Source organism: Mycolicibacterium sp. CBM1 (assembly GCF_054073305.1).
Genome location: NZ_JBSXPP010000017.1, coordinates 93257 through 105635 on the forward strand (window position 1 = coordinate 93257; position 12379 = coordinate 105635).

The 12379-nt window shown below is 68.0% G+C and carries 14 protein-coding genes; 10 read left to right on the forward strand and 4 right to left on the reverse strand.

Annotated features, from left to right (window positions below):
• Positions 1-3 precede the first annotated feature (3 nt).
• The 6 genes from ACXDF8_RS21020 to ACXDF8_RS21045 all read left to right on the forward strand — a co-directional run bounded on the left by ACXDF8_RS21020 (position 4) and on the right by ACXDF8_RS21045 (position 4916).
• Positions 4-531 (forward strand): MarR family winged helix-turn-helix transcriptional regulator, encoded by a 528-nt coding sequence (locus ACXDF8_RS21020; protein ID WP_457225212.1) that lies wholly within the window; start codon positions 4-6, stop codon positions 529-531.
• Between the two features lie 40 nt (positions 532-571).
• The gene (locus ACXDF8_RS21025; RefSeq protein WP_457225213.1) at positions 572-1348 is read left to right on the forward strand and encodes an S-methyl-5'-thioadenosine phosphorylase; all 777 of its coding nucleotides are present in this window, start codon (positions 572-574) and stop codon (positions 1346-1348) included.
• Positions 1345-2376 (forward strand): NAD-dependent epimerase/dehydratase family protein, encoded by a 1032-nt coding sequence (locus ACXDF8_RS21030; RefSeq protein WP_457225214.1) that lies wholly within the window; start codon positions 1345-1347, stop codon positions 2374-2376. The genes ACXDF8_RS21025 and ACXDF8_RS21030 overlap by 4 nt, the downstream gene beginning before the upstream one ends.
• A gap of 212 nt (positions 2377-2588) precedes the next feature.
• Positions 2589-3176, forward strand: a complete 588-nt coding sequence (locus ACXDF8_RS21035; RefSeq protein ID WP_457225215.1) for a peroxiredoxin — start codon at positions 2589-2591, stop codon at positions 3174-3176.
• Positions 3177-3178: 2 nt separating this feature from the next.
• On the forward strand, positions 3179-3712 hold the full coding sequence (gene ahpD, locus ACXDF8_RS21040; RefSeq protein WP_457225216.1) for an alkyl hydroperoxide reductase AhpD: 534 nt from the start codon (positions 3179-3181) through the stop codon (positions 3710-3712).
• A gap of 76 nt (positions 3713-3788) precedes the next feature.
• Positions 3789-4916, forward strand: a complete 1128-nt coding sequence (locus ACXDF8_RS21045) for an NAD(P)H-dependent flavin oxidoreductase (RefSeq protein WP_457225217.1) — start codon at positions 3789-3791, stop codon at positions 4914-4916.
• Here ACXDF8_RS21045 and ACXDF8_RS21050 read toward each other — a convergent pair whose 3' ends face one another.
• The 3 genes from ACXDF8_RS21050 to ACXDF8_RS21060 all read right to left on the reverse strand — a co-directional run bounded on the left by ACXDF8_RS21050 (position 4917) and on the right by ACXDF8_RS21060 (position 7356).
• Positions 4917-5537 (reverse strand): TIGR03085 family metal-binding protein, encoded by a 621-nt coding sequence (locus tag ACXDF8_RS21050; protein ID WP_457225218.1) that lies wholly within the window; start codon positions 5535-5537, stop codon positions 4917-4919.
• A 105-nt stretch (positions 5538-5642) separates the two neighbouring features.
• Entirely contained in the window at positions 5643-6665 is a 1023-nt protein-coding gene (locus ACXDF8_RS21055; protein ID WP_457225265.1) for a sensor histidine kinase, read from the reverse strand.
• Positions 6652-7356, reverse strand: a complete 705-nt coding sequence (locus tag ACXDF8_RS21060; RefSeq protein WP_457225219.1) for a response regulator transcription factor — start codon at positions 7354-7356, stop codon at positions 6652-6654. The genes ACXDF8_RS21055 and ACXDF8_RS21060 overlap by 14 nt, the downstream gene beginning before the upstream one ends.
• A 101-nt stretch (positions 7357-7457) precedes the next feature.
• Here ACXDF8_RS21060 and ACXDF8_RS21065 point away from each other — a divergent pair, with 101 nt between their 5' ends.
• Genes ACXDF8_RS21065 through ACXDF8_RS21080 form a run of 4 tightly spaced genes read left to right on the forward strand, consistent with a single transcriptional unit; the run spans position 7458 to position 10549 of the window.
• Complete coding sequence (locus ACXDF8_RS21065; protein ID WP_457225220.1) at positions 7458-8114, forward strand: glycosyltransferase family 2 protein; 657 nt, start codon at positions 7458-7460, stop codon at positions 8112-8114.
• Positions 8111-8788 carry a TIGR04282 family arsenosugar biosynthesis glycosyltransferase gene (locus tag ACXDF8_RS21070; RefSeq protein ID WP_457225221.1) on the forward strand — a complete coding sequence of 226 codons (678 nt, stop codon included), beginning with the start codon at positions 8111-8113 and terminating at the stop codon, positions 8786-8788. The genes ACXDF8_RS21065 and ACXDF8_RS21070 overlap by 4 nt, the downstream gene beginning before the upstream one ends.
• A 1-nt stretch (position 8789) precedes the next feature.
• Positions 8790-9419, forward strand: coding sequence for a methyltransferase domain-containing protein (locus ACXDF8_RS21075; RefSeq protein ID WP_457225222.1), 630 nt, complete (start codon positions 8790-8792; stop codon positions 9417-9419).
• An 8-nt stretch (positions 9420-9427) separates the two neighbouring features.
• On the forward strand, positions 9428-10549 hold the full coding sequence (locus tag ACXDF8_RS21080; RefSeq protein WP_457225266.1) for a molybdopterin-dependent oxidoreductase: 1122 nt from the start codon (positions 9428-9430) through the stop codon (positions 10547-10549).
• A 389-nt stretch (positions 10550-10938) separates the two neighbouring features.
• Here ACXDF8_RS21080 and ACXDF8_RS21085 read toward each other — a convergent pair whose 3' ends face one another.
• Positions 10939-12294 (reverse strand): hypothetical protein, encoded by a 1356-nt coding sequence (locus ACXDF8_RS21085; RefSeq protein ID WP_457225223.1) that lies wholly within the window; start codon positions 12292-12294, stop codon positions 10939-10941.
• Positions 12295-12379: the final 85 nt, after the last annotated feature.

The following is a 12379-nucleotide window of genomic DNA, read 5'->3' on the forward strand; positions in this document are numbered from 1 at the left end:
ACCGTGTCGACATTTCTGCCGGACGACGCCAGCCCCATCTGCGCTCGTGACCGGCGTGAGCGCCTCGGCTTCGACGAGCTCGAGAACGATGCATGGGTCAGTTTCCAGTCGGCGGCCATGCTGCTGCACGACATCGTCAACCGAGGACTGGTCCAGCACCACCAACTGAGCCTCGCCGACGTGCAGATGCTGTCGTATCTGCGCAGCCGTGGTCCCAGCCCGATGGGTGCCCTCGCCGAGTTCCTGATGGTGACGCCCGGAGCTCTGACTCAGCAAGCGCAGCGTCTCGAACGCCGCCGGCTGGTGCACAGGCGTGCCAGCGAGGACGACGGCCGCCGGGTCATGGCGATGCTCACCCTCGAAGGTGCCCGATCGCTCGCAGCGGCACTGCACACCTACTCGCGGCTGATCCAGGCCAACTTCCTCAACGAACTGAACCGGCGGCAGATGATCGCACTGGGCGACAGTTGCCGTCGGATAAGCGGCAAGCTGAAGCAGTCCGAGGCCGCACCAGAGTTGCGCCGACCCTAGCGGGGCAGGCCGGCCGGAGGCGATACACCACAATGGTCGGATGATCGGAGTCATCGGCGGCAGCGGCTTCTACACGTTCTTCGGATCCGATGCGCGCACGGTCAACCTCGACACTCCGTACGGCCAGCCCAGCGCGCCCATTACCGTGGGCCGCGTCGGCGCCCACGAGGTGGCGTTCCTGCCGCGCCACGGCCTGAGCCACGAATTCTCCCCACACACCGTGCCGTACCGGGCGAACATGTGGGCGCTGCGCGCGCTCGGCGTTCGCCGGGTGTTCGCGCCCTGCGCGGTGGGCAGCCTGACACCCCAGCTGGGGCCGGGAGCGATCGTGGTACCCGATCAACTGGTCGACCGCACGCGCGGGCGCGCCGACACCTACTTCGACTCCGGCGGCATTCACGTCGGGTTCGCCGACCCGTACTGCCCGACGCTGCGCGCCGCCGCCGCCGACCTGCCCGGCGTAATCGACGGCGGCACCATGGTGGTGGTGCAGGGGCCCCGGTTCTCCACCCGCGCCGAGAGTCAATGGTTCGCGCGCGAGGGATTCACGCTGATCAACATGACCGGTTACCCGGAGACGGTGTTAGCCCGTGAGTTGGAGATGTGTTATGCCGCAATCGCTTTGGTGACCGACCTGGACGCCGGTGTCGATGTTGGCGCCGGTGTCCGCGCGATCGACGTGTTCGCCGAGTTCGAGAAGAACATGGTGCCGTTCAAGAAGCTGGTGCGTGAGGCGATCGACCAGGTGACCTCCGAACGGGTCTGTACGCACTGTCTCGCCCATGAAGGTGTCGAGCTGCCGTTCGATCTGCCATGAGGGTCCTGCTCACCGGTGCGGCCGGGTTCATCGGCAGCCGCATCCGCGCGGCCCTGGCGGCCGACGGACACGATGTCGTGGCGGCCGACATTATGCTCGACACCGCGCACGGGCCGGCTGCGGTGTTGCCGGGCGACTGCCACCACATCGATGTCCGCGACGCGGATGCCCTGGCGCCCTTGCTGTCCGGAGTCGACGTCGTCTGCCATCAGGCCGCCGTGGTGGGCGCGGGTGTCAATGCTGCCGACGCGCCGTCCTATGCCAGCCACAACGATTACGGGACCGCGGTACTGCTGGCGCAGATGTTCGCTGCCGGCGTGCAGCGGCTGGTGCTCGCCTCGTCGATGGTGGTGTACGGCCAGGGGCGTTTCGAGTGCCCGGCGCACGGCTCGGTCGAACCGCTGGCGCGCACCCGCGCCGATCTGGACGCCGGCGTCTTCGAGCACCGCTGCCCGGTCGGCGGCGAGGAACTGCGCTGGCTGCTGGTCGACGAAGATGCGCCGTTGCGGCCGCGCAGCCTGTACGCGGCAAGCAAAACGGCGCAGGAGCATTACGCGCTCGCCTGGGCGGAGTCGACCGGCGGCTCGGTGGTGGCGTTGCGCTATCACAACGTCTACGGCCCCGGCATGCCGCGCGACACCCCGTATTCCGGGGTCGCCGCGATCTTCCGGTCATCGCTGGAAAAGGGTGATTCGCCAAGGGTTTTCGAAGATGGTGGACAGATGCGTGACTTCGTCCACGTCGACGACGTTGCCGCCGCCAACGTCGCCGCGGTGAACTCCGACGCCAGTGGTTTCCTCGCCGCCAACGTGTGTTCGGGCCGTCCGGTCTCCATCCTGGACGTGGCGACGCGGTTGTGTGAGGCCCGCGGGGGCCCTGCGCCGGTAGTCACCGGCCAGTACCGCAGTGGGGACGTCCGCCACATCGTCGCCGATCCGGCGCGGGCAGCGCAGGCATTGGGATTCCGCGCCGCCATCGACCCCGAGCAGGGGTTGCGGGATTTCGCATTCGCGCCGCTGCGGATGTGATCCAGCTCGCCCCTTCGACATGTTTGTGCTGCGAATCACAAATGGAAACCCTTCGGAGACGGGCTATTTGGGCCACGATGACTGCGGTCCCTATGGTTGGTGACAATGGTCACCTTCAGCGCTCGAGGGGCTGCCGGGCCGCGCCGGTGGTGGCACAATCTTGAATGGTTCCAAATTAGGTTCCGTGAACATTCAAGGAGTGGTGACACATCATGGCGCTATTGACGATCGGTGATCAGTTCCCGGCCTACGACCTCAAGGCGGTCGTCGGCGGCGATCTGTCCAAGGTCGATGCCAAGCAGCCCGACGACTACTTCATTCAGGTGACCAGCTCCGACAGCCCCGGCAAGTGGCGCATTATCTTCTTCTGGCCCAAGGACTTCACGTTCGTGTGCCCCACTGAGATCGCGGCCTTCGGCAAGCTCAACGACGAGTTCGAGGATCGCGACGCCCAGGTCATCGGCGTCTCGGTGGACAACGAGTTCGTGCACTTCCAGTGGCGCGCTCAGCACGAGGACCTCAAGAAGCTGCCGTTCCCGATGGCATCGGATCTCAAGCGTGAGCTCGGCCTGGCTACCGGAGTGCTCAACGCCGACGGCGTGGCCGACCGCGCGACGTTCATCGTCGACCCGAACAACGAGATCCAGTTCGTGTCCGTGACCGCGGGCTCGGTGGGCCGCAATGTCGACGAGGTGCTGCGGGTCCTCGACGCGCTGCAGTCCGACGAGCTGTGTGCCTGCAACTGGAAGAAGGGCGATCCGACGATCGACGCCGGCGAGCTGCTTGCCGAGGCTGTCTGAGAATGGGCATCGACGCAGTCAAAGAAGCACTGCCGGAATACGCCAAGGACCTCAAGCTCAACCTGGGCAGCATCACCCGGTCGACCGAGCTCACCGAGCAGCAGCTCTGGGGCGCGCTGGTGGCGACCGCCGCGGCGACGAAGTCGGAGCGGCTGCTGCGCGAGGTCACCGAGGACGCGCTGGACATGCTCTCGGAGGAGGCGTACCACGCGGCACTCGGTGCCGCGGCCATCATGGGGATGAACAATGTGTTCTACCGCACCAAGCACCAGCTCGACGGCCGCTATGACGACCTGAGGGCGGGGCTGCGGATGAACATCATCGCCAATCCCGGTGTGGCCAAGGCCGATTTCGAGCTGTGGTCGCTGGCCGTGTCGGCGATCAACGGGTGTGACCAGTGCTTGGCCGCCCACGAGAAGGAACTCCGCGATGCCGACGTCTCGCGCACGGTGATCTTCGAAGCCATCAGGTTGGCTTCGATCGTCTCCGGTGTGGCCCAGGCACTGCTGACTGCGCAGGCGCTCACCACGGCCTGACCGGCGATTCGACGTCGAGCGCTGTCCGACCAACCCAATGGTTGGTCGGACAGCGCTTGCGGGGCATACTGATCGCGTGAAGACCGAAATCTGCGACCAGTTCGGCATCGAATTTCCGTTGTTCGCGTTCAGTCACTGTCGTGATGTCGTCGCCGCAGTGACCAATGCCGGCGGCTTCGGCGTGTTGGGCGGCACGGCGTTTAGCCCCGAACAGCTCGACCAAGAACTCAGCTGGATCGACGACCAGGTCAAGGGCAAGCCCTACGGTGTCGACATCATCGTGCCCGCCAAGTTCGAGGGCAAAGGTGAGAACCTGTCGTTCGGCCAGCTGGCCGAACGCATCCCGGAGGGCTACCGCGGCTTCATCAACGAGCTGCTGGCCGCCCACGACATCGAACTCGACGAGCGGCCCCGAGTGGCCGCCTCGTCACTGTCCGGGGACACCGGCAAGAACCTGCTCGACATCGCTCTGAACCATCCGATCAAGTTGATGGCTAACGCACTCGGGGTGCCGCCGGACTACATGATCGAGGCGGGCAAGGCGACCGGGATCCCGGTCGCGGCGCTGGTCGGCGCCAAGGAACACGCCATCAAACAGGTCAACGCCGGCGTCGACCTGCTCATCGCGCAGGGCACCGAGGCCGGCGGGCACTGCGGCGAGGTGACGACGCTGGTGCTCATCCCGGAGGTGATCGAAGCCATCGAGGCGATCGGCAAGCCGGTGCCGGTGCTCGCGGCCGGCGGGATCGTCACCGGCCGGCAGATGGCGGCGTCGGTCGCACTGGGTGCCGCCGGTGCCTGGACAGGTTCGGTGTGGCTGACCACCGAGGAAGCCGAGACCGCCCCGTACACGGTGCAGAAGATGCTGGCGGCCTCCTCGCGGGACACCGTCCGCTCGGCGGGGCGTACCGGCAAGCCGTCGCGCCAGCTGCGCTCGGATTGGACCGATGCCTGGCTGCCCAATGTCGATGGGCGCCAGCCACTTCCGCTGCCATTGCAGTCGATGCTCGCCGAACCCGTACTGCGCAGGATCGACAAGCTGGCCGAGAACGGACATCCCGGTGCCCAGGCGCTGGCGACCTACTTCGTGGGCCAGGGCGTGGGCCTGATGAACAAGGTCAAGCCGGCTCGTGAGGTGGTTCTGGAATTCATCGAGGACTACCTGGCCGCCGCGGAGCGGCTGTGCCAGTCCATCGAGGACTGATCACAGACCCTTCGGGGCGTCCTTGACGGCCTGCACCGCCTGCTCATCGCCGGTGTAGTCCACCTGGGCTAGCCGGCCCGTCGCGAACAGCAGGAGTTCTTCGGGCGTGCCGGTGACGGTGACGGCGGGCCCGCGGCCGGCGGTGAGCACCGTCTCGCCCGCCGGGGTGCGCAACTGCACGCGGGCCGGCATCTTCGCCAGCGTCAGGCGGGCCATCAATCCGAGGGTGCGGCGCAGCGAGGCGACCATCGCGGGTTCGACGGTCCGCGGCGACCAGCCCGACTGGGCGCGCCGCACATCCTCGTGGTGGATGAACATCTCGGCGACGTTGGCCACCGGGTCGAGGATCTTCAGCGGTGAGTAGAGCGGCGGCCCGGCGGCCACCTTGTCCACCAGCTCGTCCCAGTCGGTGCCACCGGCCACCTGGTCCTGCACCTTGGCGGTGTGGGCGGCGAGCGCCGGGATGAGGATCCCGGGTGCGGCATCGACGCGATACTCGCGGATCATCAAGTGGGCGGCGAGGTCTCGGGTGGTCCATCCCTCGCACAGGGTGGGCGCGTCCGGCCCGACGCTGCGCAGAGTGGTGATCAGGGCGGCACGTTCGCGCTGGGCGACGGACAACGGAGACTCCCTTCGGGCAGTACCTCGGGTGCGAGGTGCGCCGGTGCTGTCCACGCTAGCCGACACCGGCGTGGGTCGCGTCGCGCTCGGCAGGACAGGGTCCGGCTACTCGGCCAGCGGTAGCCGTACCTCGAAACGAGCGCCGTGGGCGGTGTTGCGCGCCGACAGGGTGCCCCGGTGGGCCTGCACCAAGCCTGCGGCGATGGCCAGGCCCAGCCCGGAGCCGCTGGGCAATGACGAATCTCCGCGCGGTACACGACCGTTCGAGCCGCGATAGGCCACGTCGAACACCCGCGGCAGGTCCGTCTCGTCGATACCGACGCCGGTGTCGTCCACCCGCGCCCATGCTCCCGCGGCGTCGGCGCCGAGGGCCAGTTTCACAGTGCCGCCCGAGGGCGTGTGGGCGATCGCGTTGGCCACCAGGTTCGACAGCACCCGGACCAGCGCGCGGTCACTGCCGACCACCCGAACCGGCTTGGCCGGCACCGCCGCCTCGAGATGGACGCCGGCCCGCTCGGCGGCGATCTTGTGGGCGGCCATCACGTCGTCGATGACCTCGTCGAGTGCCACCTTCTCGTAAGGCGCGTACACCGCGCCTGCGTTGATCTTCGACATCTCGAACAGGTCGTCGACCATCTCGGAGAGCCGGACCGACTCCTGCTCGATGTGCTTGGCCTGCACCCGCACTTCGTCCTCGCTGACCACCCCGTCGGCGATCGCCTCGGCCAGCGCCCGAATGCCGGCCAGGGGTGTCCGCAGGTCATGGCTGACGAACGCCACCAGCTGGCGCCGGGACTGCTCGGCGACCCGTTCGGAGTCACGAATCTCCTGTTCCCACACCGTTCTTCGGGCCTGATAGCGAGCCAACATCACCGCCGCGGGCAGTGTCACGATGGCGACGATGAGCAGTACGACGGCGATCGGGGCGAAGGTACCGCCGATCATGAAGCCGCTCGCGCCGAGCACACCGGTCAGCGTGGCCAGGGTCGGGATGAGCACCAGCGCCACCATCGTGACCGTCATCGACCAGGACCGGGCCAGCCGGATCACCAGTGCTCCGGCGAGAACCACGGGCAACGAACACGCCAGCGCCAGCACCGCGATCTCGATCAGATCATGCGGTGGCACGGTCACCGCCGCCGGCTTCACCCCGCCACAGATATCCACGGCCCCAGACCGTTTGGACGCGGTGATGCTCGCCAAGCTTGGACCGAAGCCGCTTCACGTGCACCGTAACCGTCGACAAGTCACCGAAATCCCAACGCCACACCTTCTGCAGCAACTCCTCGCGGGAGAAAACCGTGTCGGTGTGGGTCAAGAAGAACAACAGCAGGTCGAATTCCCGGTTGGTCAGGCCGACCGGCCGGCCCTCGATGTAGACCGCCCGCGCTGCGGTGGACACCGTCAGATCACCCATGCTGATCTCCATCGGCAGGGCGGCCACTGGCGAGGGCGCCCGCCGCAACACCGACCGCACCCGCAACGCCAGCTCGCGCGGGCTGAACGGCTTGGTCAGGTAGTCGTCAGCACCGGCTTCCAAGCCTGCGATGCGGTCGTCTTCCTCGCTCAGGGCGGTCAGCAGGATCACCGGCACGCTGAAGTCACCCCCCTGGCGCAGGGTGCGGCACAGCGACAGGCCGTTCGGCCCGGGCATCATCACGTCGAGGACGGCAACGTCGACGCGCTGGGTCCCCAGCACCCGCAACGCCTCGCTACCGTCTCCGGCGACCAGGACCTCCAGGCCGTCACGTTCCAGGTAGCGGCGCACGACATCCCGCACTACGGTGTCGTCGTCGGCGATGAGAACCCTGGCCGTCATACCTGTGAGGGTAACCAAGACCAGCCCTCACCAGCGCCGATGTCACCATTTTGTCATTCCATGCTGTCCTCGGCCGCTGCGCCTGCCCTAGGTTGGGAGTTGTGCCCGAGTGTCCGGTGACGGTGGTGCTGCCCTGCCTGAACGAGGCGTCCTCGCTTCCCGCCGTCCTCGCTGCCATACCGGCTGGTTATCGCGTTCTGGTCGTTGACAACAACAGCACCGACGACACCGCCGAGGTCGCCCGGCGGCACGGCGCGGACGTCGTGTGTGAAACCAGGCCGGGTTACGGATCGGCCGTTCACGCCGGTGTCGTCGCCGCCGGAACCCCCCTCGTCGCGGTTCTGGACGGCGACGGTTCGCTGGATCCGGCCGATCTGCCGCGGTTGGTCGCGGAGTTGGAGCGCGGCGCAGACCTGGTGACCGGGCGGCGCCGGCCGGTGCGGGGACTGAAATGGCCCTGGCATGCGCGGCTCGGCACCGCGGCGGTCTGTTGGCGGCTGCGCACCCGCCACAAACTGCCGGTGCACGACATCGCCCCGATGCGGGTGGCCAAGCGTGACGCACTGCTGACGCTCGGCGTGGCCGACCGGCGTTCGGGGTATCCGCTGGAACTACTGGTCCGTGCCGCGGCCGCGGGATGGCGGGTTGTCGAACTCGAGGTCGACTACGGCCCGCGCACCGGCGGGAAGTCCAAGGTCAGCGGGTCGGTCCGGGGCAGCTTCATCGCCGCAGTCGACTTCTGGAGGGCCATCTCGTGACGCTGAGCCCGGAACCGGTACCTGTCACCGTGCTGGTGGTCGCCAAAGCGCCGGTTCCCGGGCTTGCCAAAACCAGGCTGGCCGCAACGCTGGGGCCGGAGGCGGCTGCCGACGTCGCCGCCGCCGCCCTGCTGGATACCCTTGACGCGGTCGCCGACGCACCGGTCTCCCATCGGGTGGTGGCGCTCACCGGTGAGCTCGACCGCGCCCGCCGGGCCGCCGACATCACCGAACGTCTGCGCGGCTTCGAGGTGATCGACCAGCGCGGCGACGGATTCGCCGATCGGCTGGCCAATGCCCACGTCGACGCTGCGGCGGCGGGCGGCGGACAGCCGGTCCTGCAGATCGGCATGGACACCCCGCAGGTCAGCGCCGAACTGCTCACCGCCTGTGCGCGCCGGTTGCTGAGCAGCCCGGCGCTGCTGGGCATGGCTCACGACGGCGGCTGGTGGGTGCTGGGGGTGACCGACCCGGCGTCGGCGCACTGCCTACGCACCGTGCCGATGTCGCAACCGAACACGGGCGCTGTAACGTTCGCCGCCCTGCGGGACACGGGTATCAGCGTGAACCTCGTCGAAGAACTGCATGACGTCGACACCATCGACGACGTCGCACCGGTCCGCGCGGCCTGCCGGCTATCGAGCCGGTTTGCCAACGTCACGCGAGGAGTTTGAGATGCTGGGACAGCTCTACGACCGCGCGCTGACCGGTGAACGGTGTTGGTTGCGCCACGACGACGGCAACGTACACCGGCTGCCGGTGCGCAGCTGGCTCGGCGGTCCTGACGCCGACAAGGTGTTCGACGCGGCCGTGGTGGCGCTCTGCGAAGGGCCGACGATTGACTTGGGTTGCGGCCCAGGGCGTCTGGTTGCTCATCTGGTCCAGCGGGGCATCCCTGCGCTCGGCGTGGACCAGTCTGCGACGGCTGTGCGCCTGGCCCGGCGCAGCGGCGCCCCGGCATTGCTGCGCGATGTCTTCGACCCGCTGCCCGGCACCGGCCGCTGGCAGACGGTACTGCTGGCCGACGGCAACGTCGGCTTGGCCGGCGATCCGCTGCGCGTGCTGCGCCGGGCCGCCGAACTGCTGCGAAGCGGCGGGCGCTGCGTCGCCGAATTCGACGCCACCACCGCCGGTGTCCGCAGCAACTGGGTCCGTCTGGAGTCCTCGCGCAGCGTCGGCCCCTGGTTCCGGTGGGCATCGGTGGGCGTCGACTGTGCGGCCGCACTGGCCGAACAGGTCGGCCTGGCCCTGGTCGGGATCCATCCGATCGGCCAGCGTGTCGTCGCCACCCTGGCTCTGGGGTGACACCGCGCATGGAGCCTGCCGCCAAGGTCTCTTTGCGCAGCACGGCAGTGACGGCCCGCGTCGGGGTGGCGCTCGGTGGCACCGTGGTCATCTGCTTCGGCACCGGTTCGATCAGTCACTTCATCCAGCATCCGCAGCCGTGGTTCTTCTGGCCCACCCGCCCGGTCTGGCTCTACCAGCTGACCCAGGGGGTGCACGTCATCGCCGGCATCGCGGCGATCCCGCTACTGGTGGTCAAGCTGTGGTCGGTCTATCCGAAGCTGTTCGAGCGGTCCATCGTCGGAGGTCTGGCGCGTCAACTGGAACGAGCCTCGATCCTGGTTCTGGTCGGCGCCATGATCTTTCAGCTGTCCACCGGCCTGCTGAACATCGCGCATTGGTATGTGTTCAAGTTCTTCTTCACCACCAGTCACTACGCGATGGCCTACGTCGCCGCCGGTGCGGTGCTGGTGCATATCGGCGTGAAGCTGCCGGTGATCCGCCGCGCGTTGGGGGAGCCGCTGGAACAACATCTGCCCGGCGAGTCGCCGCCGCGGGGGCCCAGCCGGCGCTCGGTGCTGGCCGGCGCCTGGCTGGCCGTCGGTGCCGCGACACTGCTCACCGCCGGGCAAACGGTGTCGTGGTTGCGGCACGCCTCCGTGCTGGCGTCGCGGTCCGGCGAAGGGCCGCAAGGTGTTCCGGTCAACCGCTCGGCGCTGGCCGCCGGTGTGCTGCGCAGCGCGCGCTCACCTGACTATCGGCTCACCGTCGTCGGCGGGGACACCACCAAGGCGTTCACGCTCGCCGAGCTCGAGGCGATGCCGCAGACCACCCACCGGCTGCCGATCGCCTGCGTGGAGGGCTGGAGTGCCACCGCCGACTGGACGGGTGTGGTCCTGGCGGATCTGGTCGCGGCAGTGGGCGGCCGACCCGATTCCGACGTCCGGATGATCTCGCTCGAGCCGCCGGGTCCGTACTCGCGTACCTTGCTGCCGGCGCGACACGCTCGTGACTCACAGACGCTCATCGCGCTGAAGCTCAACGGGCAGACCCTCGACATCGACCACGGTTATCCCTGCCGGTTGATCGCCCCCACCAGACCCGGTGTGCTGCAGACGAAATGGCTCATCCGGATCGAGGTCGTCCGATGACGGCGGCGCGGGTCCTGCTCGCGGTCATCGGGGTGGCGCTCTGCGGCTACGGCGTAGTGTTGGTCGCGGACAATTCCCTCGCGGTGATCATCCGGATCGTGGTGTGGGCGCTGATCGGGGTGCTGCTGCACGACGCGGTGTTCGCCCCGGTGTGCCTGGCGTTGGGATTCGCCGGGCGGCGTCTGCTCCCGCACCGGAGCTGGACCCCGATCCTGGTCGCCGCGCTGCTGTCGGTGGTGCTGGTGCTGTTGGCGATTCCGGTGTACGCCAAGCCCGGACAGCATCTGGACAATGTGACGGTGCTGGACCGCGACTACCAGACCGGGTTCTGGATCGCGCTCGCCGTTGTGTGGGGTGCTGCCCTGTTGTATCTGGTGGGCGACCGGGTGCTACCAGTTCGTCAGGATCAGGTGGTTGAGCGCCAAGGCGCCGATCACGTTGAGGGCCAACCACCATCGCTGCGCCCGGATGGGCAGCAAGGCGCCGGCGGCGGTCAGCCAGACTTCGAACGGTAGCCAGATCCGTTCGGTCTCGGCCTTGGACAGCATCGACAGATCAGCGAACAAGATCGCGACCAGCGCGGCCAGCACCAGTAGGTGCAGGCCCGATCGGCGTCTGATCGCAGCGATGTCGAACACCCGGCCGATACCGGCTACGCTGCCCAGCCCGACCGCGCACACCACCGAAGCCAGATTGGCCCAGCCCCAATACTGGAACGGCCGATTCAGTGCGATGCCCTGCCAATAGCGTTGCTGCACCAGGGTATAACCGTCAAACCACCAGAATCCCGCGGCGGCGAAAATCGCCACCACGGCCAGCGCCCCGAGAACCGCCGGGATCAGCGCGCGCAGCGCATCGCGCCGCGACGCCGCGCAGATCAGCACCGCGATCGCAGGCAGTGCCATCAGACCGAGGCCGTAGTTGAGGAAGATCGCCCAGCCCAGCACTAGGCCTGCGGCCACCGCCGCGAGAACAGGAGCGCGCACTGCGCGACGAACTGCTAACGCCAGCAGCGCAATACCCCACGCCGCCACCCCGGTGAAATAGCCGTCGGCAGACACCGCGATCCAGATGGCGGTGGGGGCCACCGCCACGAACGGTGCCACCAGTCGGGCCGTCGCCTCGTCGCTCAGGGCCCGCACAGCCACCAGCACCGCCGCGGCGGCCGACGAACCGAACAGCACGCACCACAGCGCGGCCCACGCCCCGCCGCCCAGGCCGATGCGGTCCAGCCAGACGAACGTCAACAGCGCACCGGGCGGATGACCGGACACGTGCGTGATCCAGGAGTTGGGCTGGAAATCAAGGATTCTGCTGGCGAACGTGCGGACCGCTTCGGGGATGTCGGTAATCGTCGGCACTTGGCGCAGGTACTCGTGGCGGGCGGTCAGCCGGCCGGTGAATCCCCGCTGCCAGCCGTCGACCATGGCCAGCGCGAATGCCCACGACAACGACGTCGCCCACACCGTCAGCGTCAACCACCGCCAGGACAGTCGCTGGGCGATCGAGGCGCCCCACACCACCGCCGCGGCGCCGATCGCGATCGCCGGCACCGTGCCCCATCCGATGTGGGCGTTCCACCAGCCGAAGATCGGCGCGGTGTCGGCGAAACTCTTGATCTGGGCGGGGGTGCTGTTGATCAGCGGGGTCACGATGCCCAGATTCAGGTGCGGCATCACGAATGCGGCAACCACCAACAGCACACCGACGGTCACCGCGACCGCTTCCTTGCGACCGATGCTCACGATTCTCCAGCGTACGGGCGGTTCAACCACCCTTGGACGCCCACCGATCCACGTCGACGGTTATCACCGGCCCGTCCAGTGGAAC

Excerpts from the sequence above, each read along its gene's own strand:
- ACXDF8_RS21025 (WP_457225213.1), top strand. The coding sequence starts at position 572 with ATGATCGGAGTCATCGGCGGCAGCGGCTTCTACACGTTCTTCGGATCC.
- ACXDF8_RS21075 (WP_457225222.1), top strand. The coding sequence starts at position 8,790 with ATGCTGGGACAGCTCTACGACCGCGCGCTGACCGGTGAACGGTGTTGG.
- ACXDF8_RS21080 (WP_457225266.1), top strand. The coding sequence starts at position 9,428 with ATGGAGCCTGCCGCCAAGGTCTCTTTGCGCAGCACGGCAGTGACGGCC.
- ahpD (WP_457225216.1), top strand. The coding sequence starts at position 3,179 with ATGGGCATCGACGCAGTCAAAGAAGCACTGCCGGAATACGCCAAGGAC.
- ACXDF8_RS21035 (WP_457225215.1), top strand. The coding sequence starts at position 2,589 with ATGGCGCTATTGACGATCGGTGATCAGTTCCCGGCCTACGACCTCAAG.
- ACXDF8_RS21030 (WP_457225214.1), top strand. The coding sequence starts at position 1,345 with ATGAGGGTCCTGCTCACCGGTGCGGCCGGGTTCATCGGCAGCCGCATC.
- ACXDF8_RS21060 (WP_457225219.1), bottom strand. The coding sequence starts at position 7,356 with ATGACGGCCAGGGTTCTCATCGCCGACGACGACACCGTAGTGCGGGAT.